The 21,568-nt window shown below is 46.0% G+C and carries 21 protein-coding genes; 19 read left to right on the forward strand and 2 right to left on the reverse strand.

Features of this window, described 5'->3' with window-relative positions:
- The first annotated feature begins 164 nt into the window (after nucleotides 1-164).
- The 4 genes from sigI (at nucleotide 165) to FQV30_RS05890 (ending at nucleotide 4,065) form a co-directional block, all read left to right on the forward strand.
- On the forward strand, nucleotides 165-911 hold the full coding sequence (gene sigI, locus FQV30_RS05870) for an RNA polymerase sigma-I factor (protein WP_146499168.1): 747 nt from the start codon (nucleotides 165-167) through the stop codon (nucleotides 909-911).
- Entirely contained in the window at nucleotides 911-2,056 is a 1,146-nt protein-coding gene (locus FQV30_RS17890; protein WP_186725538.1) for an anti-sigma-I factor RsgI family protein, read from the forward strand. The genes sigI and FQV30_RS17890 overlap by 1 nt, the downstream gene beginning before the upstream one ends.
- A 122-nt stretch (nucleotides 2,057-2,178) precedes the next feature.
- Nucleotides 2,179-3,528, forward strand: a complete 1,350-nt coding sequence (locus FQV30_RS05885; protein ID WP_146499170.1) for a TrkH family potassium uptake protein — start codon at nucleotides 2,179-2,181, stop codon at nucleotides 3,526-3,528.
- Between the two features lie 93 nt (nucleotides 3,529-3,621).
- A complete protein-coding gene (locus FQV30_RS05890) occupies nucleotides 3,622-4,065 on the forward strand; it encodes a MarR family winged helix-turn-helix transcriptional regulator (RefSeq protein ID WP_146499171.1) in 444 nt (147 codons plus the stop codon).
- A 116-nt stretch (nucleotides 4,066-4,181) separates the two neighbouring features.
- Here the strand turns inward: FQV30_RS05890 and FQV30_RS05895 are convergent, their stop codons facing one another.
- Nucleotides 4,182-4,799 (reverse strand): CPBP family intramembrane glutamic endopeptidase, encoded by a 618-nt coding sequence (locus tag FQV30_RS05895; RefSeq protein ID WP_146499172.1) that lies wholly within the window; start codon nucleotides 4,797-4,799, stop codon nucleotides 4,182-4,184.
- Between the two features lie 228 nt (nucleotides 4,800-5,027).
- Here FQV30_RS05895 and FQV30_RS05900 point away from each other — a divergent pair, with 228 nt between their 5' ends.
- The 5 genes from FQV30_RS05900 (at nucleotide 5,028) to FQV30_RS05920 (ending at nucleotide 9,587) form a co-directional block, all read left to right on the forward strand.
- Complete coding sequence (locus tag FQV30_RS05900) at nucleotides 5,028-5,216, forward strand: hypothetical protein (protein WP_146499173.1); 189 nt, start codon at nucleotides 5,028-5,030, stop codon at nucleotides 5,214-5,216.
- Between the two features lie 37 nt (nucleotides 5,217-5,253).
- The gene (locus FQV30_RS05905) at nucleotides 5,254-6,189 is read left to right on the forward strand and encodes an AAA family ATPase (protein WP_146499174.1); all 936 of its coding nucleotides are present in this window, start codon (nucleotides 5,254-5,256) and stop codon (nucleotides 6,187-6,189) included.
- Nucleotides 6,190-7,344, forward strand: coding sequence for a DUF58 domain-containing protein (locus tag FQV30_RS05910; RefSeq protein WP_146499175.1), 1,155 nt, complete (start codon nucleotides 6,190-6,192; stop codon nucleotides 7,342-7,344). It begins immediately after the preceding gene.
- Complete coding sequence (locus FQV30_RS05915; protein WP_146499176.1) at nucleotides 7,341-8,558, forward strand: hypothetical protein; 1,218 nt, start codon at nucleotides 7,341-7,343, stop codon at nucleotides 8,556-8,558. The genes FQV30_RS05910 and FQV30_RS05915 overlap by 4 nt, the downstream gene beginning before the upstream one ends.
- A 144-nt stretch (nucleotides 8,559-8,702) precedes the next feature.
- Nucleotides 8,703-9,587 carry an NAD(P)-dependent oxidoreductase gene (locus FQV30_RS05920; RefSeq protein WP_255473360.1) on the forward strand — a complete coding sequence of 295 codons (885 nt, stop codon included), beginning with the start codon at nucleotides 8,703-8,705 and terminating at the stop codon, nucleotides 9,585-9,587.
- 37 nt (nucleotides 9,588-9,624) lie between these two features.
- Here the strand turns inward: FQV30_RS05920 and FQV30_RS05925 are convergent, their stop codons facing one another.
- Nucleotides 9,625-10,086: a YkyB family protein gene (locus tag FQV30_RS05925; RefSeq protein ID WP_146499178.1), complete on the reverse strand. Its 462-nt coding sequence runs from the start codon at nucleotides 10,084-10,086 to the stop codon at nucleotides 9,625-9,627.
- A gap of 137 nt (nucleotides 10,087-10,223) precedes the next feature.
- Here FQV30_RS05925 and fadH point away from each other — a divergent pair, with 137 nt between their 5' ends.
- The 10 genes from fadH to FQV30_RS05975 all read left to right on the forward strand — a co-directional run bounded on the left by fadH (nucleotide 10,224) and on the right by FQV30_RS05975 (nucleotide 21,556).
- Nucleotides 10,224-10,991 carry a 2,4-dienoyl-CoA reductase gene (gene fadH / locus FQV30_RS05930; RefSeq protein WP_146499179.1) on the forward strand — a complete coding sequence of 256 codons (768 nt, stop codon included), beginning with the start codon at nucleotides 10,224-10,226 and terminating at the stop codon, nucleotides 10,989-10,991.
- Nucleotides 10,992-11,097: 106 nt separating this feature from the next.
- Nucleotides 11,098-11,547, forward strand: coding sequence for a cyclic-di-AMP-binding protein CbpB (cbpB, locus tag FQV30_RS05935; RefSeq protein ID WP_146499180.1), 450 nt, complete (start codon nucleotides 11,098-11,100; stop codon nucleotides 11,545-11,547).
- 64 nt (nucleotides 11,548-11,611) lie between these two features.
- Complete coding sequence (locus FQV30_RS05940; protein WP_146499181.1) at nucleotides 11,612-13,090, forward strand: MDR family MFS transporter; 1,479 nt, start codon at nucleotides 11,612-11,614, stop codon at nucleotides 13,088-13,090.
- On the forward strand, nucleotides 13,080-13,955 hold the full coding sequence (locus FQV30_RS05945) for a transcriptional regulator CcpC (protein ID WP_146499182.1): 876 nt from the start codon (nucleotides 13,080-13,082) through the stop codon (nucleotides 13,953-13,955). Before FQV30_RS05940 ends, FQV30_RS05945 begins: the two co-directional genes overlap by 11 nt.
- 65 nt (nucleotides 13,956-14,020) lie before the next feature.
- Complete coding sequence (gene dapD, locus FQV30_RS05950) at nucleotides 14,021-14,734, forward strand: 2,3,4,5-tetrahydropyridine-2,6-dicarboxylate N-acetyltransferase (RefSeq protein ID WP_146499183.1); 714 nt, start codon at nucleotides 14,021-14,023, stop codon at nucleotides 14,732-14,734.
- 3 nt (nucleotides 14,735-14,737) lie between these two features.
- Complete coding sequence (locus FQV30_RS05955) at nucleotides 14,738-15,862, forward strand: N-acetyldiaminopimelate deacetylase (protein WP_186725539.1); 1,125 nt, start codon at nucleotides 14,738-14,740, stop codon at nucleotides 15,860-15,862.
- 113 nt (nucleotides 15,863-15,975) lie between these two features.
- Nucleotides 15,976-18,336 carry a hypothetical protein gene (locus FQV30_RS05960; protein ID WP_146499184.1) on the forward strand — a complete coding sequence of 787 codons (2,361 nt, stop codon included), beginning with the start codon at nucleotides 15,976-15,978 and terminating at the stop codon, nucleotides 18,334-18,336.
- Nucleotides 18,333-19,268: an ABC transporter ATP-binding protein gene (locus tag FQV30_RS05965; RefSeq protein WP_146499185.1), complete on the forward strand. Its 936-nt coding sequence runs from the start codon at nucleotides 18,333-18,335 to the stop codon at nucleotides 19,266-19,268. Before FQV30_RS05960 ends, FQV30_RS05965 begins: the two co-directional genes overlap by 4 nt.
- Nucleotides 19,265-20,107, forward strand: a complete 843-nt coding sequence (locus tag FQV30_RS05970) for an ABC transporter permease (RefSeq protein ID WP_146499186.1) — start codon at nucleotides 19,265-19,267, stop codon at nucleotides 20,105-20,107. The genes FQV30_RS05965 and FQV30_RS05970 overlap by 4 nt, the downstream gene beginning before the upstream one ends.
- A 12-nt stretch (nucleotides 20,108-20,119) precedes the next feature.
- Nucleotides 20,120-21,556, forward strand: coding sequence for a hypothetical protein (locus tag FQV30_RS05975; RefSeq protein ID WP_146499187.1), 1,437 nt, complete (start codon nucleotides 20,120-20,122; stop codon nucleotides 21,554-21,556).
- Nucleotides 21,557-21,568 lie beyond the last annotated feature (12 nt).

The raw sequence follows: 21,568 nt of genomic DNA on the forward strand, positions 1-21,568 counted from the left end.
AAAGGAGGCCTTTTTGATTGAAAAATTTTATATGGACGGACAAAAAAGGGTTAGCGCGTTCGAATAGTTATTTAGCAGTGTTTATAGAACGCCTAGGCTCTTTTCAATTCCAATTTCTGCCGTTACAATCAGTATTAATGCCAGGTTGAAAAGAGGTGAACAGGATGCTGCTGTCAATAGTAGCCGGAGTTTTTGGCCAAGGAAGAAAATCGGATGCCGAAATGCTGGCTGTTCAAGCACAAAATGGCAATGAAGAAGCGATGCAGGATTTGCTTTCTTCTTATGCTCCTTTTATGAAAAAAACGGCGGCACAAGTATGCAAACGGTTCATCGATGACCACGATGATGAATATAGCGTTGCCTTAACAGCATTTCATGAAGCTGTACAAAAATATGAAGAAGGGCAGAATGCTTCCTTTTTGACATTTGCCCATATGGTCATCCGCAGAAGAATAATCGATTTTGTCCGCAAAGAAGCTGCTCGCAGTGAATATAGCCACGATTTCAGGCACAATGGCGATGAAGGGGCGGGAAACCGGGTTACGGACAGTGAAGCGCTGGACCGGTTCCATATGCAGCAGCAAGCTGAAAAAAGACGCGAAGAAATTCTGCTTTTCGATAAACTGCTTGGTGGGTATGGATTGTCGTTCCAAATATTGGCGGCCGCTTCTCCTGCACATGAAGATGCGCGGAGGACTGCGATTCAGATCTCCCAGTTGGTTGTAGAAACTGAGGAATATAAAACGTATTTGCTTGAAAAAAAGAAGCTGCCGGTGAAGGAAATCGAGCAGCTTGTAAAGGTTTCGCGAAAAACGATTGAGCGGAACCGGAAATACATAATCGCAATAGCATTATTGCTGATGAGCGACTTGTACTATCTTAAAGACTATTTGAAGGAGCGGTTGAACTGATGCAGATGCAAAAAGGGATTTGTGTAGAACAGAAGGATAGCCGCTCCATCTTCATTTTGCCAAATGGGCAATTCATGGAAGGTCGCCCAGCCACAGACTTGGCAGTTGGCGAAGAAGGGTATTTTTATCCCCTCGCAGCCAAAAGGAAGAAGGCCCTAAAAGAAACTTTTGTACCGGTACTTGTTATTGCTGCAGTTTTTGCCATCATGTTTTCGCTCTTTTCTCCACCACAGGAAGCATATGCTTATGTCCAGGTGCAGATCAACCCAGGAGTGGAACTTGGTGTTGATGAAGAAGGGGAAATCGTTTCTTTGCGAGGATTGAACGAAGACGGAGAAGAGCTTGCCGACAAGCTGAAGGATTGGCAGAACCAACCGCTGGCTCAAGTTCTGAGCAAGGTGATTTCTGCTTCTATGACAGACGCCACCAAGGAAATAACCATTACGACTGTCAAAGAGAACGACAGCCCCTTGCCGCTGGAGAAGGCAGTCCAAGCGGTATCCCTGAAAATCGCAAATGATGATGTGGAAGTCAAGTTGAAAGAGGCTACAAAAGCCCAATGGAGAAAATCAATAAAAGAAAAGGTTCCAGTGAGCAAGCTAGTTCCTGATTCAATACCGATTCAGAAGGAAAAACCAAAACCCGTCAAAGACAAAACCGGAAATCTGGACACCAATACCAATCAAGAGAAAAAAGCTGAAAAGAAAATCAAAGAAAAAGTTGAAGGGAAAATTAAGGAAAAGGCCAAAGGGAAGACCAAAGAAAAGGCCAAAGAGAAGATCGAAGACAAGGCCAATGAGAAGATCAAAGACAAGGCCAAAGACAAGGCCGAAGAAAAACCTAAAGCTGAAAAAAGTGATATCGGCAAACCGTCAAAGAAAGTGGAAAACCCACTTCGAACAAAACAAAAAAGTGCGGAAAACAAGGCGAAAGAAAAGGCGGCTCCACAAACAAAAGCCCAAAAGAATCCTTCCGAAAAAGCAAAAGTGAAGCAGAAGAATTCCCCGCCGAAAACTAGCGGAAAGACAAAAGAAAAAACAAAGCAGCCCAAGAAAAGAAGTGTTGCAAAAAAGAAAGCCGCAAATACAGCCAAGAAAACTGAGAAACACCGAAAGCAGCAGAAAAAGACCGGAAAAAAAGAATAATCGATCAGCAATATCCAGCTGATGGAAGACCAAGGAAAGAGATTTTCAGGAATCTCTTTCCTTTTGTTGATTCTTTTCTTAAAATGGGTAGAGGACGAAAGCTGAAAGGAAAAATGATCATCATGAATAAAACGTTTCAAAGAATCCGCAGCGCAACTCCTGCACAGGCTATCGTTGCGTACTATTTTATAGCGACCGCTATTTCCTTTCTATTGCTTAGGCTGCCTAATGTTCACCGGCCAGGTGTAGAAGTACCTTTGATCGATACGCTATTTACAGCAGTAAGCGCCGTAAGTGTGACCGGCTTGACTGCGGTGAATATTGCCGAAACTTATTCGGTGTATGGAATTATAGTCATCATCTTTATTTTGCAGCTGGGCGGAATTGGCATCATGTCGATTGGTACGTTCTTCTGGCTGATAATCGGAAAACGAATAGGACTGAGAGAACGGCAGCTGATTATGGTGGACCACAATCAGTTGAACATGTCCGGGGTTGTTATGCTGATCCGCAATATTATCAGTATCTTGCTGCTCATCGAAGCGACAGGGGCTATCATTCTCACTTTATACTTTACCCAGTATTATGATACGTTCAGCGAAGCCTTGCTTCACGGCATTTTCACTTCTGTTTCCGCAACCACTAATGGCGGCTTTGATATCACCGGGCAATCATTGGTCCCTTATTTCAATGACTATTTTGTCCAGATCTTGAATATGATATTGATCGTTCTAGGAGCTATCGGATTTCCAGTGTTGATCGAAGTGAAGGAGTTCTTATCAAACAAAAACAAGAATTTCCGTTTTTCCCTGTTCACTAAAATCACCACTTCAACATTTGCTGTTTTACTGTTGATTGGTACTATTGGAATTTTCGCCCTGGAGGCTACCAAAGCTTTCAAAGGAATGAGCTGGCATGAAATGCTGTTTGCTTCCATGTTCCATTCTGTTTCTGCCCGCTCAGGCGGTTTAGTCACTTTTGATGTCACCCAATTCAGTGATGCGACAAGCACATTCCTGAGCTCGATGATGTTTATCGGGGCATCTCCAAGTTCAGTCGGGGGAGGCATACGAACGACTACCTTTGCAATTGCTATTTTATTTTTGATCAACTTTGCGCGCGGAAAAAACACCATTCAAATTTTCAAACGGGAAGTCCAATTGATAGATGTTTTTCGTGCCTTTGCTGTTATCATATTGGCTATTTTCATCGTGCTGGTCTCGACAATGGCTTTACTGATCACTGAACCGCAGGCTTCTTTGGTGGAAATTATATTTGAGATCACCTCTGCTTTCGGAACTTGTGGAATGTCGCTCGGCCTGACCAGTGAACTGTCAGTTGTCGGGAAACTGATTGTTATGGTCCTAATGTTTATCGGCCGCGTCGGTTTGATTTCCTTCCTCTATACGATTGGCGGAAAGACAGACGCGACAAATTTCCATTATCCGAAAGAACGGGTCATTATCGGCTAAGCCATTTAAACCGGGAGTAAAGCCGTGCCATTTCATCCAAAAAGAGCTATAATTAGAGTATTGAAGGTTAACAAGTGGAAAAGAGTGGTTAATGTGAATGAAGAAGTAAAACAATCCTTGAAACTATTTATCGTTTTATCTCGTGCGCATAAAGCGATTTCCGAACAGACTAATCATTTTTTTCAGGCTAGTGGCGTTAATCCGACGGAATTTGCCGTATTGGAACTTTTATATCATAAAGGGAAGCAGCCGCTCCAAAAAATTGGAGGCAAAATTTTGCTGGCCAGCGGTTCGATCACTTATGTTATCGATAAACTTGAAAAACGGGGATTTATCACCCGGGTGAACTGTCCGACCGACCGCCGGGTCACTTATGCAGAGATATCCGAGCAAGGCAAAGAGTTTATGGCAAAAATCTTTCCGGAGCATGAAAAAAAGCTGCATGAACTGACAAGTGCATTGTCGCATGAGGAAAAAGAACAAGCGATTGAATTGATGAAAAAACTTGGTCTTTCGATCAAAGACTTGTCTTATTGATATGCAAAAAAAGACGTATTGGATTATTCCAATACGTCTTTTCATTTTGATGGGCAAATATGTGCAGGCTGGTGGTGACGGATGATTTGCTATCACTGTATGGAGCCGCCGGGCAATTATGGAAGCGGCAATGGTTGAACCAAAAATAACAGCACAATCATGACAAGGTGGGCAATGATGATCAATGGCATACTGCGCTTCCATTCATATAGCGCCCCCAAAACCAGTCCTGCTGCAAAGCCTGCAACCTGCCCGGGCCAGAATCCGCCGATTCCTAGGGCAAGTCCAAAAAGCACGGAAGATAAAAGAATTGCTGTAAAGGTCGGCAAGTACCGTTTTAGTTGCTGTTGGACAAAACCCCGCCAAAAAATTTCTTCCCCGGGCACGATGATGAACATCAGGAGCAAAAAATGCCAGATGGACGCTGGCGCCAGAACTTCCAGAAAGTTGGATACTCTATTGCCGATATGTATAGGGAAGAATTGGAGCAGCTGGTAACCAAGGAAGATGATTCCGTATAGGAGAGTACCATAGCCGATTCCGAAAATTAATGATTTCCATGTGGGCAGTTCATCGGAAATTTTGCTTAGAACAATGGAAGCGGACATTAAAACAAGTATGGCGAAGGGATACATATACCAAAAAATCGCTGTGTTTTCAAACGTCCAGTTGTAGAGCCCAAAAGCCAACGGGATAAAAAAAAGCAGCTTGTGGCTTTTTAAAAATTTAAGCATAAAAATCCTCCTAAAAAATAAAAGCCGGACTTCCGCAGAGAAAGAACGGCAAGAACAAAGATGGTGCTCATCCATGGTTATTGTATAATAATGGAGAGTCTTCCAATGCTGGATATGCAGCAAATCACTTTGGAAAGTGATTTTTATTGAATTTAGTCGAATTTTATTCGTCCATGAATTATTATAACAGAACTTTAAGGATTATATGAAAGCAAAAGGAGTATTGAAATGACAGATTACAACACCATGCTAGACCAATTGAAAGCTGGGGAAATTTCCTCGATCACTATCCAAAAAGAAGATTTTCTGGACTTTCGCGAAGTGTTGATTTCCCGGCCTGACTTCAAACATTTCAAAGGAACCGCATTCCATCATGGCACGACCGTTTATACGTATACCGAAGAACCATCTAAATAAACATATGGAATATTAGCAAATACAAAGGAGATGCATTATGGGGAATTTAGCCGAAGTGAAAACACATCTCAATGAATTGGTTGTGGGAAGAGAGAAAGAAATCGATTTTATGTTGATTGCGCTGATTCAAGAAGGGCATGTCTTGCTTGAAAGTGTCCCGGGCTCGGGGAAGACATGGATGGCAAAAGCGTTTGCCCATTCTTTCGAGGGCACATTCCAGCGCATACAATTCACCCCGGACGTGCTGCCTTCCGATGTCACAGGCATCCGTTTTTTTAATCCTAAATCCCAGGAGTTTGAACTTCGCCCTGGCGCAGTTCTGACCAACTTGCTGCTAGCTGATGAAATCAACCGGGCTACGCCCCGAACTCAATCCAGTTTGCTTGAAGCGATGGAAGAAAAGCAAGCGACAATCGATGGGGAAACGGTGCAATTGCCGAATCCGTTTATTGTTATTGCAACGCAAAATCCAGTGGAATCGCAGCAAGGCACATTTCCGCTTCCGGCGGCACAATTGGACCGCTTTCTGTTTCGCTTGCAGATCGGCTATCCGGATTTCGATGAGGAAATGTCAATTGTCCGTAATTTCCGGCAAAACGTATCCCATAAAAAAGAAATCCGTGCTGTCGCTTCTGTCGAGGAGGTCCGGGAATGGTCAGAATCGGCGAAAAAAGTGGCGGTGCATGAAGACATAGAAAAATATATTGTCGCACTTGTCCAAGCTACCCGGAACCATCCGATAATCGAACTTGGCTTGAGTTCTAGGGCGGCATTGGCGCTCGTAAATGCCGCACAAGGAAAAGCGTTCATTGATGGCCGTTCTTTTGTGACGCCGGATGATGTCAAGTACATATTTGAACCTGTTGCACTTCACCGGATTTTGTTGAGTGCGGAAGGCATGCTTATCCACGATCCCGCCGATGTGCTGCGTAAAATCGTTCGCACGATTGCTTCGCCGGTTGAGGCGATTTGAATGGGTTGGATCCGCCACGAGTATAATGCCAAAAGCATAAAAAACCTTTTCGGACTGCTGGCTGTCTTTTTTTTCTTACTAGCAGCTTTTCTTCAATTTGCTGCCGCTGCTGTTATAGCGTTTGTTTTGATCGCCGTTGGCTTGCAATTGCTTTATTTTGAGCACGTTGGCAAGAAGCTGGAATTTCAAAACACCAAAAGCCGAAGGCGCACTTTGAACGGCGGTGAAACTTTTTGGGAGCTTATATTTGAAAATAGAGGGCTTCCCATATGGGGAGGAAAGTTGAAGATTTCTTTCTACGATGCCGTGTCACCCATAGGCGAGGATAGAAGCAATTTTACAGAAACGATTGAAATGGATGTGCCGTTTACGATCGGACTCCATCAGAACATGGTTGTGCGCGTTCCGTTGGTCGGCCGAAAAAGAGGTTTGTCGAGGATCCATAAAATGGAACTCGTCATTCCGCACCTTTTTGCAGAAGGAAGCGCAACCCTTGAATATCGGCCGATGGTGCTGCAAGAACTGCTCGTTTATCCGAAGCTGGGGGATTTTTCGTTGCAAAACATTCCTGTACGCCAAAAACCGGGAGAATTCAACATGAAGCATTCTTTGTTCGATGATGTCTTCCAGCCAATCGGCACACGGGATTACGTGCCTGCCGATCAATTCAATCAAATCCACTGGAAAGCCAGTGTTCGGGCGCAGACACTCCAAACAAAAGTCTACGCTAAAGTGACAAACGAATCGATGTTATTTGTTCTGGATGCTGCGAGCGGCTATGCGACAATCCACAACCTGGAAGAGCGCATTGAAGAACTGGCCGCCTATATCGAAAATTGCTATGCTGAAAATATTCCATATGCCATAGCCATCAATATGCGGTCAGCTGGAAAATTCCCCTATTATTATTTGGCAGCTGATGCAGGGCCAACCCAGCGGCAACGAGCGCTCGAGTTGTTATCGATCATATCGAAAAATCATTCGACAATCCCCCTGCAATCAATGCTGGCGCATCTGGATGTCCATATCGACTTGCCGTTTAGCACGTATTTATTAACCGATAAACTGGCTGAGGCGAGCCGCTTTATCGCGAAATGGAATGCAAGGACCAATTTGCGCGTTTTAGAAAGCCGTAAAGGAGGGGAAACGGCATGACTCAACGTTTTCTTGCAGCATCGAATTTTATGCTCGATGCTTTCCTCCTTTCATTATTGCTTGTTTTTATCAATATCGAGATGGAAATCCAGCCTCTGTTTGTTTGGCTTGCGCTTAGCGCGCTGACAGCGACCGTTTCGTTTTTTGCATTCAGTAAAGTGCCTTACAGGCCGGATTTTGCAGTGTTGGCCTGTGCCGGAACTATGGGTTTCGCTTTTTTTGCCGGGGCTTCTATAATTGCCGTGCTGATTTTCATAATAGCGGCTGTCTATCGGCTGCATATTCGGTTTTCAGCTAATGAAGAAGAGCTTGATGCAGATAACCGGTTTCTGTTCAACTTTGTTTTGCTGTTCACGGCTGTGCTGTTCATATCTCTTATGGATCCAGTAGCCGGGAAAAGCGGAATGCTCTTTTCAATCGTCATCAGCACTGTTTCTTTCTATGTCGCATCCCGGTTGGTGCATCGCTTTTTGAAGAGCAGGGACGATGGCGCCTCATGCAAGCAGCTGCTGCTGATGGCCTGCAGTGTTTTAGGATTGTCTGCAGCTGGCGGAGCATTTGTTTACGGAGTAGTGGATGAGGCCAGATATGCTTTTGGAGCTTTGCTGGGAGGCCTCCTCCGCATCGTTTTGTGGCCTCTTGCATTTGTAATGGACAAATTGGTGTCTTTCTTGAACAGCTTGGCGGGTGAAGAACACAAACAGCAGAACATTGAAAATCTGGATATGGAGGATCTGGCAGATCCGCCGGCAGACAGAGCAGATCCGGCGGCAGCAGATTTTCCTTTCGAACTGATTTTTATCGGGATTTTGCTTGTTCTTCTTTTTTCACTTTTTCTTTGGCTGAGAAAAACAAAAAGCGAAAAAGAAGAGAAGAAGACGGCTGACAATATCGAAATAGAACGATCTGCAGCGGCTCCGATTCAGTCTGCGGTGCCAGACCAAGAAATCCGTTATGCGATGGTGGAGCTGGACATTGTCCGCGAAGCGTTCCGTGATTTTGAGCAATCTGCAAGACAGGCGGCCAAAGGGCGGGAAAGCCATGAAACGGTACGGGAATGGCTGAAACGAATGGAATGGGCAACAAGCGACGAATTTTTTGAAACCTATGATTTCGTCCGGTACGGCAGCGGGCAGATTCCAAAAACTGAAGCCCTGACATTTTTGGAAGAAATACAAAAAATAAAAGAAAAATATTTGAAATTAAATGTTTAGATGCATGCCTTCGGGGTATTGTATATTTGAACACAGCAACATTCTCATTTCCCCCTTTTGTGGTCGGTCCGTTTTACGGATCGGCTTCTTTTTTTTTGTTCAAAACATACGGTGAATTAACTGAAGATTTTTGATAAACTGAAGATAAGCGGAAAAGGAGGATGGCAGATGAAATTAGGTTTTGTAGGAACTGGTGTTATGGGAAATAGTTTAGTGAAGCATTTGCTGGCTAACCATCACGAAGTTGCAATTTATACACGTACAGCCAAAAAGGCTGAAAATTTAGTGGAGGCAGGAGCTCTCCTCGTTGAATCGCCGAAGCAAGTCGCAGAGGAGTGTGATGTTGTTTTCACAATGGTCGGCTATCCGCGGGATGTGGAAGAGGTGTATTTTGGAGAAAATGGCCTGCTGAAGCATGCTAAAGAAAATGCGGTTTTAATCGATCTGACTACGTCAAAGCCGAATTTGGCGAAGCGGATTTTCCAAGCAGCAGCTGAAAACGGCGTACATACCCTTGATGCTCCTGTCTCTGGCGGCGATATCGGCGCGCAAAAAGGATCGCTGTCCATCATGGTAGGCGGAGAGCAGCCGACATTCATCAGCGTATTGCCGCTGCTCGAACTTTTTGGGGAGAATATCATCTATCAAGGGCCTGCAGGGGCAGGGCAGCATACTAAAATGTGCAACCAGATCAACATTGCGTCCAATATGATCGGCGTGTGTGAATCGCTTATCTATGCCAAAAAAGCAGGGCTCGACCCAGAGACGGTTTTAAGATCCATTTCTACAGGAGCAGCAGGTTCCTGGTCGCTGTCCAACTTGGCACCGCGCATGATAAATGGGGACTTTCAGCCGGGCTTCTACATCAAGCATTTCATCAAAGACATGAAAATAGCGGCGGATGAGGCGGAAGCATGGGGATTGGAACTTCCAGGCCTGCGGTTGTCTCTTCAAATGTACGAAAGCTTGGCGGACGAGGGTTATGAAGACAATGGAACGCAGGCGCTGATCAAGTATTTCGATAAATAAAAAAGCCAGAGACTGCAGCAGTCCTCAGCTTTTGAATTTAATCGAAATATGACTTTTTGGGGGTGTAAAAACGGTCCGTCTGCCGGGGGGTATAGGATTTAGCGACAGTAGGCACTGGCTGCGTTTTCTTTTCCGGCTGCAAACCTGTCAGTTCACTTAAAATTTCTTTTGCTGCTTTCAAATTCATCCGGCTCGGTGGATTGCGATACGATTCATCCAGGTGGCCCAAATGGTCAAGTTGCTCAAAGTCTTCTTTTTTCGGCAGCATATGAAAGTAATATTCACCGCATTGGACGAGGACTGAAGATTGCTGTTGACTTTTCCGAGGATTTTTACTGAAGTGTAGGCCGATTTTCTTAGCGCGGTTCTGAAGGATCATTTTCATAAGCGCTTCTTTTTTCAAAGAGTACAAATATTGGTTATCGGGCGCGGTTTTTGCATGCCTGTTGACGGTGAAAATTGCTTGCGCAATATCCGAATCCGATTTTCGGACTTTCATGAACTCATTCCTTTCTAGGAAAATAAAATAATTTTCTGCTCCTTTATCATATCAAAATTTTCTGTAAGTGTATACTGAACAAGAATGTGGAAAGCGAGTATTCCTAACCGAACTGATCACGCGAAGGGGGATTCCAGATGTATACGGATAAAACGATTATTGTCACTGGCGGTTCAAGCGGAATGGGATTGCATATGGCCAAAAAGTTTGCTTCAGAAGGTGCGAACGTTGTAATCACCGGCCGTGACATGGAACGTTTAAACGAGGCAGTCGTCCAAATTAGGGGGACACGCGGAGCGGTCGAAGTATTCCAAATGGACGTTCGCGAGCCGGAGCACGCGAAAGCGATGGTGAAGTTTGCGCATGAGACATTCGGAAGAGTTGATGGCTTGGTCAATAACGCAGCCGGCAATTTTATTGTCCATGCAGAAAAGTTATCCCCTAATGGTTGGAAGTCCGTCATTGACATTGTCTTGAACGGAACATTTTTTTGTTCGCACGCCGCCGGGAATTATTGGATTGAAAATGGCATAAAGGGGAATATTCTTAATATGCTGGCTACATATGCATGGAATGCCGGAGCGGGGGTCGCCCATTCAGCTGCTGCAAAAGCCGGTGTCATGTCATTGACGCGGACATTGGCTGTCGAGTGGGGAACACAATATGGCATTCGCGTTAATGGCATTGCCCCTGGTCCGATTGAACGGACTGGCGGAGCCGATAAGCTGTGGGAATCCGAAAAAGCTGCCAAGCGCACACTGGAGTCGATTCCGCTAGGACGGTTGGGCAAGCCGGAAGAAGTTGCGGAGCTTGCTGCATTCATCATGTCGGACAAAGCTTCGTATATGAACGGAGAAATTGTGACGCTTGACGGAGGGCAATGGCTCAACAAATTTCCATTTTAGGGAAAGATAGCGCTAACAATTAAATAGTTTCAGTTTAGATGTTGTGTTATGATGAAGGCGAATCGATTTAATTTCTTTATCACGGGCAGCAGAAGGAGTAATGCACATGATTTCATTACCGAGCAGAGATTTTCTTGAAACTCGAATTGAAGATTACATCATTTCGTCTGAAAAAGTTGCTCATGTTCAATTAGGCAATAGTGCTGAACATGCATTGCTTGTATTAACGAAAACAGGCTATTCGGCAATTCCCGTTCTGGACTTGAAGTACCGGTTTTGCGGGTTGATCAATGCGCAGCGCATAACGGAATCAATTTTAGGCATGAATCACATCGAATACGAGCGTTTATCGGAAATACGAGTTGAAGACATCATGCAGACGGATTTTCCATTGATAAAAATAAACGACCGCTTCCAGAGGGCATTGGATTTGCTGATCAACCAGAACTTTCTTTGTGTAGTTGACGATGAAGGCATGTTTATGGGGATTTTGACGCGGCGTGTCATCTTAAAGCAATTGAAAAAGCAAATTTATCAGTTAAGAACCAATCAATAAAGGAAGAAGGAAGGTCTCTTGAAAGAGGCCTTTTTTCTGTCGCCAGGAAGAAGGTACATAGCTTATGAAAAAAACGAACCGCCCCCTTGTGCTGGCTTCGGTGATGCTTGCCATGTTCATTGGGGCTGTGGAAGCTACTATCGTATCCACAGCTATGCCAAGCATTTCAGCGGATCTTGGAGGATTCTCCAAATACAGTTGGGTTTTTTCCGCATATCTTTTGATGAGCACAGTGACGGTTCTTTTATATGGGAAACTATCGGACATTTTTGGCCGGAAACCGATTTTCACAGTCGGCATTTTATTGTTTTTGGCCGGTTCTTTAATATGCGGTTTTGCAACATCCATAGAAGAACTTATTTTCTGCCGGCTTGTCCAAGGGATTGGGGCAGGGGCGGTCCTGCCTATCGCTACGACTATTGTCGGCGACATTTACTCGGCGGAAGAGCGGGCGAAAATCCAAGGCTACTTGTCGAGCGTATGGGGCATTTCCGCGGTGACCGGCCCCGCAATCGGCGGTGTGCTGGTCGCTACTATCGGATGGGAATACGTGTTTTGGGTGAATATTCCGCTTGGTATTCTGGCTCTGCTTGGGGTCCTGCTATTTTTGGCTGAGCCTCCAAAACATCAAAAGCCATCGATTGATTATGCTGGGGCTGTGATGTTGACGGTGTCGCTGACTTGCTTTCTTTACTGGCTCGTCGAAGGCGGAATCGGATTCAATTGGATTTCAGCGGAAACGCTTCTGCTATTAGGCGGCACTCTGGTCAGCGCAGCCTTATTTGTCCTCATTGAACGGAAAGCGGCAGATCCGATGATGCCTTTTGACATTTGGAAAAACAATGCGATTCTTTACGCCAATTTGGTATCTTTGGCGACTGGAATTATCGTCATCGGTGTCACGAGCTATTTGCCTGCTTATGTCACGGGAGTGATGGAGCAGCCCGCGGCGATTGCCGGATTTACATTGACGGCTATGTCGGTCGGCTGGCCGGTTGCCGCCTTTTTTTCAGGAAGGCTGCTTATCCGGATAGGTTATTTCCAGACGACACTCGCCGGCTGCATTTTTCTTGTTATCGGAACATTGCTCTTTGTTTTTATGCGGCCGGAATTCGGTCCTTTTTGGGCAGCAATCTCCAGCTTTTGTGTCGGTGTAGGCATGGGGCTTACCAGCACAGCGTTCATCGTATCGATCCAAGCCGCAGTTTCCTACGAGCAGCGCGGAGCGGCGACGGCATCTTTCATGTTCATGAGGAATTTAGGGAGCACCATGGGGGTAGCGCTCCTTGGAAGCATTTTGAATTCATCGTTATTAAACTATTTCAATGAGCGGGGCGAAAGCATGACGGTCGATGCCATCAATGGATTGTTGACAGAAAGAAGCCGGTCCAGTATTTCCGCTGAAATGTTGAATTTTCTGCAGGAAGGGCTGTCTTCGTCGCTGCACAATGTCTATGGCGTCACCGCGTTGTTTGCGGTGGTCAGCTTCATGCTGATTTTCGGCTTGCCAAGAAAGAAAGGGGTAAAAGGCAATGGCGAATGAAGAACTAATCATCAAAGTGCTTGCTGAAGAAGGGAATATGAGAAAAGCGGCTGAACGCCTCTTCCTTTCACAGCCGGCCCTTTCCCAACGGCTTCAATCGATAGAAAAAGAGTGGGGCGAACAGTTGTTCATCCGTTCACAAAAAGGTTTGACACCGACGCCGGCAGGCGAACTGGTCATTGGCTATTCCAATGAAGTGCTGCAGCGGAAAGAAGAAGTGTTCGAAGTGCTCCATACCTTGACTTCAAAAGTTCATGGGACACTGAAAATCGCCTGTGCGACGATTATCGGGCAAAACTGGCTGCCTAAAGTGCTAAAGGATTTTGTAACTCTTTATCCGGAAGCGAAAATCCAGCTTATAACGGGCTGGAGTTCAGAAATAGCGAGGGCGCTCTATGAAGGGGAAGCACATATTGGCATTGTCCGTGGCCATACGGATTGGAAAGGCCCGAAAATCCATCTGTTCCGGGATATCCTTTATCTGGTTGATAAGGAAATCGATTCTCTGGACCAAGTGATGGAAACGGAGCGGCCATTCATCCAATTCAAAAGCGACTCCAATTATTACGAAGAAATCCAACAATGGTGGCAAAAACATTTTGCCTCCAATCCGAAGCGCCAGATTACGGTCGACCAGATTGAAACGTGCAAACAGATGGCTGTCAACGGAATCGGATATGCCATCTTGCCTTCAATAACGTTGAACGGAACCGAAGACGTCCACACAGTGCCGCTTTCCAACAATGCAGAAGACCTGGAATTGACGCGGGACACGTGGTTGATCGGGTATGAATCTGCCTTCCAATTGCGGCAAGTAGAGGCTTTTGTCGATGTTGTAAAAAAACACGCCGCTTTATTCGAGTGAAGTGGGTGAATTTTTATTCAGAATCCGATATAATTGATTCATTACTTATAGAAAGAGGTTTGATGATGAAACAAATGGATGCAAATGAAATTATCTCGTACATACAAAATGCTAAAAAGACGACACCTGTAAAAGTTTATATTAAAGGCGAAAATGTGGCTTCACTTGATTTCGGAGCTGCTGCAAAAGTTTTCGGCGAGAGCAGCAGTGCAACAGTATTTGGTGAATGGTCTGAAATCCAGCCAGTCCTGGAAGCAAATTCATCGGCCATCGAAGATTATGTTGTGGAAAACGACCGCAGAAACTCAGCAATTCCGCTGCTTGATATGAAAAATATTAACAGCCGCATCGAACCAGGCGCTTTTATCCGTGAAAATGTTGAAATCGGGAACAACTGCGTTATCATGATGGGTGCAGTCATCAATATCGGAGCGGTCATCGGAGACGGCACAATGATCGACATGGGCGTTGTCCTTGGGGGCCGCGCAACTGTCGGGAAAAACTGCCATATCGGAGCAGGTGCTGTCTTGGCTGGCGTAATTGAACCGGCTTCAGCCACACCAGTTATTGTTGAGGATGATGTCATGATCGGCGCAAATGCGGTAGTCCTTGAAGGCATCCGCATTGGTAAAGGCGCGGTTGTTGCAGCTGGAGCAGTTGTTATCGAAGATGTTCCTGAAAACTCGGTAGTCGGTGGAACTCCTGCACGCGTTTTAAAATTGATGGATGAAAAAACTCGCTCGAAAACAGAAATCAAACACGAACTAAGACAGCTTTAATAGGTGTCTGCCATGGATTTAGTGAAAATCAGAAGAGACTTGCACGAAATTCCGGAAATCGGCTTCCAGGAAATCAAAACCCAAAGCTACCTGCTTGAGCGCATCTCTTCGCTGCCGCAAGAACGGCTTGAAGTTGCCCTGTGGAGAACGGGGATAGCGGTGAAGGTTGCAGGATCGAATCCGGCAAAAACCATCGCATGGCGGACGGATATAGACGGCTTGCCGATTACTGAAGAAACGGGTCTGCCGTTCAGTTCAGCGCATCCAGGCTTTATGCATGCCTGCGGACATGACATCCATATGGCGACGGCGCTTGGTCTTTTGGGAAAATTGATTGAAGAACCCCTTGAAGACGACGCGGTGGTACTGTTTCAGCCAGCCGAAGAAGGCCCGGGCGGCGCATTGCCGTTATTGGAATGGCTAAAAACCGAAAAGCAAGATTTTATGCCGGACCTGATTTGCGCACTGCATGTGGCGCCGGAATATCCGGTCGGGACGGTTGCGACAAAACCGGGCTTGCTGTTTGCCAATACGTCGGAGCTGTTTATCGATTTGCACGGCAAGGGCGGGCACGCAGCTTATCCGCATTTAACGGAAGACATGGCAGTTGCGGCCGCCTCCCTGCTGATGCAGCTGCAGACAATCGTCAGCCGGAATATCAATCCGATGGACAGCGCGGTATTGACGGTCGGCAAGCTAAGCGCCGGTACAGTGCAGAACATCATTGCTGAACATGCAAGGCTGGAAGGAACAATCCGGACATTGAACAACGAGTCAATGGCAAAGGTTAAAAAGCGCATCGAGGCAATTTGCCGGGCGGTTGAAGAGGCATACAACTGCAAAGTATCCATCGATTACGGCTCCAGCTATCTAGAGGTCGATAACGATCCAGAGCTTGCCGAAGGATTCTTGGAGTTTGCAGGAACGTTTAGCGGCATCACGGCAATAAGAAGCGAAGCAGCTATGACTGGCGAAGATTTCGGCTATTTTACAGCTGAGATCCCAGGCCTGATGTTTTGGGCCGGTGTCGATTCCGAGTTCGGCCTTCACCATTCAAAGCTTAGCCCTGATGAAGCGATTCTTGGCATCATGCCGACACTCATCCACCAATTTTTTAAATCTCTATAACAAGTAGGCTGTCGAGAACCCATTCCCGGCAGCCTATTTTTTTCTGTGAAGAAGGAACTAATTATCATGTGCAACGTACTAATTAGAAGAGAGCAGAAAAAGGGGGATTCATTATGCAGAAACGTTTGTTGGCCATACTGGCAAGCGCTTTTTTAACTGGATTATTTTTGTTGCCGCAAACATCATTTGCAGCTCCGGACATAACCGTCGATGCAAGTGCCGGCCTTCAAAATAAAGTGAAATACGAGGAAGGGTTGCCGCTCCAGTTTACGTTGACGAACAATGGAACGGCATTTTCCGGCGACCTTGTTTTCAGCTATTCAGAAAGCTACTCTGTGGGCACTGGAGTAGCTGTGCCGATAGAACTAGCTGGCGGTGAAACCAAAACTGTGCAGGTTGCCTCATCCGGTTTGTCCGATATGTCTTATATGGCCGGCACATCCGCCCAGAACATATTTTTGTTTGAAGGCGGATGGGAGGAAGGGGAATCCATTAAGTTCAATGGATCTAAAACGTTAAAACCTGCCTACTTTCCTCCTGCTTCATTGTTTATAGCCAGTCTGACTTCCAATTCCGATCGCCTTCAGCAGCTTAAGGAAGTGTCTGCCGGCAATAGCGAAGGAACACAAGTTTTTCATCTTAACCAGATGAACCAATTCACACTGCCTACAGAAGCGATGGCGTGGGAAGTTATCGATTATTTAATAATTGATGAGTTTGCGTATAGCGACTTGCCGTCTGCCGTCCAACAGGCTGTTGTTCAGTGGATGCAGCAAGGCGGCCATATAGTCGTTGGTTCAACAGGGAACCTTGCCGCTGAACTAGGCAACTTGAGTGAATTTTTGCCGTTAGATTTAGGCGGGTCCATACAAGTGTCTGCCCCGGGAATGGAGCAGCAGGTGCCGGCATTTGAAGCGACAGCGAAAGACGGAGCCGAAATTCTTCTGGAAGACAATGGACAGGTGCTTGCTGCAAGCCGGAAAATCGGATCCGGAACCTTGACGCAAACCAGTTTTTCATTGGGGGATGAAGTTGTTTCATCCCAGAAAGGGTATCCTAAACTTATCAGCAGCTTTCTGCAAAATAACAGCAGTCCTAATCCAAACATCCAAGGAGAGCCGTTGACGGACAGGATGGCCTACCAAGTCGGGGACGTCAACGAATTGTTTGAGAGTTTTGCCGTATCTAAAACGTTGATCATGGGCATCATCATTCTTTATATTGTCCTGATCATTCCGGTTCTTTACGTGATTTTGAAAAGGAGGGACAAGCGCGAATACGCTTGGTTCATCATTCCGGCAGCAGCCATTCTAACCTCCATTGGGCTTTTTGCTCTTGGCGCGAAGGACCGCATTGGAAATGCCCAAATACAGCAGACCGGTTTTTTTGAAGTGGACGCGAACAAAGGCTTAAGCGGTTATTACGTCAATTCTTTGCTGTCGAACTCGGGCGGTGATTATCAGTTTACGGCTCCTTCTTCTACAACAATGAGCTACCGTCTGAAGTCGCAAATGACGGAGGAAGAGCCACATCAAGCTGCGATATTGGAACGGCAGGCTGCCGGCAGCACAATGACATTGCGTGACATGCGATATTGGTCTGTAGCATCGATAATGGGTGAATCTTATATTGAAAATACTGGGAATTTTGATGTCCGGCTGAACGTGGCCAATCGGACAATAGCAGGGACCATCACGAATAACTTTCCATTTACAGTAGAAGATGTCTCAGTTTGGACAGGAACCCGCTTACTGTCGCTGGGCAACATGAATCCAGGACAGGAACTTCAAGTCGAGGAAACCATCAGCTCTGATATTTTGGCGCCTGCGTCATCCATCGGCCAGTCTTTTGGTTATCAGCCGATTGCCGATGCGAAAGCCTTAGCCCAGGCAAGACGCCAGTCGCTCGTGACGATTTCATATGATGAACTTGAAAAAAGCGGAACATCTCCCTACATCATCGGCTATACAAAAGACGCCATTGTGCCAATTTCGCTGGAGGAGCAGCGGGCTTCGGTTTCTTCACTTCACTTGATTGCGCAAAGTTTCAAGCCTGAAACGGCATTGAGCGGGAATATCACCTTGGATCCGGAAACGTTCAATATGGAAGTGAAAAGTGTGAACCAGCAGGCTTACTTCGAAAATGTTTCAAATGATCCCTTCTACTATTATTTTGATGATGGCGACTACGAAATCACGTATCAAGTGATTGATGCGATTGATTTAAAGCAAGCGCGATGGGAAGAACTTGGCATCAGCATGTCAACGCCAGGCCCTAAAATTTCCATTTATAACGAAAAGACAAACGGCTATGAAGAAATTTCAGGAACGCGCCAAACATTCGATAAACAAGTGGAACAATATATTTCACCAGAAGGCACCATCAAGTTTTCTTTAGAAATGAGGGCCGGCGCTTCAGGGATGCCAGAAGCCACCTTGCCGAAACTGAAGCTGAAAGGAGTGGTAGCGCCATGATTGAAACGGTAGGATTGACAAAAAAATACGGCTCCTTCTACGCGTTAAAAGACTTGAATCTGACAGTGGAAGACGGAACGGTTTTCGGGTTTGTGGGAGCTAACGGTGCCGGAAAATCGACTACATTCTCCATTTTGGCTACACTTCTTCAGCCGACTGCCGGCGATGCTTTTGTCAATGGATTAAGCGTCACTAAACATGCGCATGAAGTAAGAAAGCAAATTGGCTATATGCCGGATTTTTTTGGGGTGTACGATCAGCTGAAAGCGGATGAGTACCTGGATTTTTACGGAGCCAGCTATGGCTTGAAGCCAAAAGAACGTGAAGCGCTCATTCCGAAATTGCTGGAACTGGTCAACTTGGAGCATAAACGCTATGAGTATGTTGATTTGCTGTCGCGCGGTATGAAACAGCGGCTCTGTCTTGCTCGATCGTTGATACATGATCCGAAAATCCTCATTTTGGATGAGCCGGCATCCGGGTTGGATCCGAGGGCAAGGGTGGAAATGAGGGATATTTTAAAAGAATTGAAAGCAATGGGCAAGACCATCCTAATATCATCCCATATCTTGCCGGAACTTGCGGAAATGTGCGACAGCATTGGCGTGATCGACTCAGGGGAACTGATAGCCCAAGGTTCGGTTGCCGATATCCAGGCGCAGCTTCAAAGCGAGAAAGTGATGCGTGTGAAGGTAGCGGGATCGTCAAAAGAGGCGGTGCTGTTTTTCGAAAACGATCCGTATGTTTCGAGAATCATTGAATCGCCCGAAAAACAGCTTGTTCAGTTTCTGTATAGGGGATCAGAAGAAGACCAGCTGAAACTATTGCAAAAAGCTGTTTCCATGCAATTGCCGATTTTATCTTTTTCGGAGGAAGAAACCGATTTGGAAGATGTCTTTATGGCGATCACGAAAGGGGCAGATGTGGAATGAGAACGCTCCTGGCTAATCCGGTGCTGATCAAAGAAATCAAATTGCGTTTCCGCAATTTGAAGAGTTTCACGGGAATTTTGTTTTATTTGATTGCAATGAGCATTTTTGTGTTTGGCTTTATTCTGTTGACCACTTCCTTTAGCGGAAGCGGTTATTTCCGTCCGGATGAAAGTTTTATGCTGTTCAGCATGATGACTTATATCCAATTGGGGTTAATCCTCTTTATTACGCCTGCTTTGACGGCGGGAACAATCAGTACAGAGAGGGAAAAACAGACTTTGAATATTTTGCTGACAACATCACAAACTTCCTTCCAGATCATTTTTGGGAAAATGACGTCTTCTGTCGCCTTCCTATTACTGATGATTGTTTCCGGACTTCCAATTTACAGCTTGGTGTTCTTATATGGAGGGGTGTCGCCGACCCAGCTTTTCGTCATTTTCCTGTTTTACTTTTTGACATTATTGACGATTGGCAGTATAGGGGTGATGTTTTCGACCCTTATTCGGAAAACGATTGTCGCCATTATTGCCACGTATGGTGCCATGATTTTTCTTGTCGCGGTTACAGGCTTTTTCATGATTATTTCGATGCAAATTTCACAAATGGGCATGAGCGCCGCAAGCTTTTCGCCATTCACGCATTTTTGGGCCAGCATCAATCCTGCGGTAGTAATGTTCACCTTGCTGCAGCCGATGTATGCCGAAGAACTCCAAACGATGACTCTTGTCCCTTTGCCGCTATGGGTCGGGTATTTGTTGTTTTATGCGGGCTTAGGTGCAGGTGCTCTCTTTATCGCAGTCAACCGGCTGCGCGTGAATATGACTAAATACAAATAAGGAGGAAAAGTTATGGACAGCCGGGAAATTAAGAAGTACGTAGCAAAAACCAACCGGTATTTGAAAATAGTGCATATAGTGAAAGCTTTTCAAAGAGCTTTGCTCTTTGGACTGGCTGCTGCCGCCGCAATGCTTTTCATATCCCGGCTGTTCGTCCTTCCTTATTATGGATTTTATGCATATGGAGCAGGGGGGCTGCTCTTTGTGGCGTGGATTCTTGCTGCGCTTTACCAGCTCCCAAAACGGGAACAGGCGGTACGCGCACTTGATCGATTCACACCGCAAAATCAGCTTTTAACTGTATGGCAGTTTGAAGAAGACAATGCGCTAACACAAGCTTTAACCCGAAAAACAGAAGAAATTTTGCCATTCAGCTATGGGTTGTTCCGGAAAGAGCCGAAAAACTGGCTTCTTGGCAATTGGGTGGCAGGTGCCGTAGTCAGTGCTGTTTTGGTTGTGCTGTTAAGTGTATTTCCAGGTACTCTGCAGCAGCAGGCGAAGGAAATTGAACGCGACCAGGAATTGGTGGAGGAAATGGCTGAGAAAGTGGCTGAAACAGAAGACAGGGCAAAGCTTGAAAAAGTAAAAAAGGAATTGCAGGAACTGCAAGAAGACATCAAGAAGGCTGAAACAGCCGAAGAGGCTTTAAAAGAAATGGTCAAAAAGCAAAAAGAGTTGAATTTACAGAAACAGCAGGCGAATGATGAGACTCAACAGGGGCTAAAAAAAGAACTGGAAAATGCTTCCGGGGAATTGGCTGAACAAGCGGGCAAAACACAGACCGCTTTAAGCAATATGGGAAAACCAGTGCCATTCCCGCTTGAACAGACTATAGCCAACAGCAGCCCATCGGCAGCCGCCGCAGGCTCTGAATCTTCTGGTGCTGGAGCGTCAGACGATGCAGCTGCAAGCGGCTCTGAGAGTTCTTCAACTAGCAGCGGCACCGAACAGAGCCAAGAACAGGGACAAGAACAGGGGCAAGAACAGGGACAAGGACAAGGACAGGGACAAGGACAGGGACAAGGACAAGAACAGGGGCAAGAACAGGGACAAGGACAAGGACAGGGACAAGGACAGGGACAGGGACAGGGGCAAGGACAAGGACAGGGACAGGGGCAGGGGCAGGGGCAAGGACAGGGACAAGGACAGGGGCAGGGGCAAGGACAGGGAGCAGGTCTTGGGCAAGGCGACCGGGAGCTGTTGACTGTTCCTTCAAGAATCGGCGGGACAGGCGAGATGGCAGTGGACAATGGAGAACTTGGCGAAGGGCAAGCAGTGAGCGAGCAAAAAGGGGGAGTGCCGGTTGAAAAAGGCGAGGCCCGTCCTTATGCGGAAGCTGTAGGCGATTATTCGGAATCATATTTTTCAAGCGCCGAGCGTATGCAACTGCCTCCGGATTTGCAGAAAGTTGTTGAACAATATTTCACTTCAATTGAAACTGAAGAGTAGAAAGCAGGGAGA

The sequence above is a fragment of the Planomicrobium sp. CPCC 101110 genome (assembly GCF_007859395.1).
In the GTDB taxonomy this organism is placed as follows: Bacteria; Bacillota; Bacilli; order Bacillales_A; family Planococcaceae; genus Planococcus.